This is a genomic window from Mariprofundus erugo (genome assembly GCF_005818865.1).
In the GTDB taxonomy this organism is placed as follows: domain Bacteria; phylum Pseudomonadota; class Zetaproteobacteria; order Mariprofundales; family Mariprofundaceae; genus Mariprofundus; species Mariprofundus erugo.
In genome coordinates this window covers 1-433 of record NZ_VBRY01000038.1, presented here as the reverse complement: position 1 = coordinate 433, position 433 = coordinate 1, and the positions used below count along the sequence as shown (strand labels likewise).

Genomic DNA, 433 nt, shown 5'->3' with positions numbered 1-433 from the left:
ACCCCGGAGATCATTGATCTACCGGGGTTTTTGGCTCACCGTGAAATCAGGCGAAACGATCTTACATGTTGTCGATCATCACCTGACCAAAGCCCGAGCACGACACTTGGGTCGCGCCTTCCAGCAGACGGGCGAAGTCATACGTGACCTTCTTCGACAGGATCGACTTCTCGATCGACGAGATGATCAGGTCAGCCGCTTCCGTCCAGCCCATGTGGCGCAGCATCATTTCGGCCGACAGGATTTCGGAACCCGGGTTCACGTAGTCCTTGCCAGCGTACTTCGGAGCCGTACCGTGGGTGGCTTCGAACATGGCAACGGAGTCGCTCAGGTTCGCACCCGGGGCGATACCGATACCGCCGACTTGTGCAGCCAGGGCGTCGGAGATGTAATCGCCGTTCAGGTTCAGCGTCGCCACGACCGAGTACTCGGC

At 58.9% G+C, this 433-nt stretch carries 1 protein-coding gene; it reads right to left on the bottom strand.

The annotated features are described in order from the left end of the window. Nucleotides 1-61 precede the first annotated feature (61 nt). Nucleotides 62-433 (bottom strand): isocitrate/isopropylmalate family dehydrogenase (locus tag FEF65_RS13295; RefSeq protein WP_238701417.1); only part of this gene is annotated, 372 nt, incomplete at its 5' end.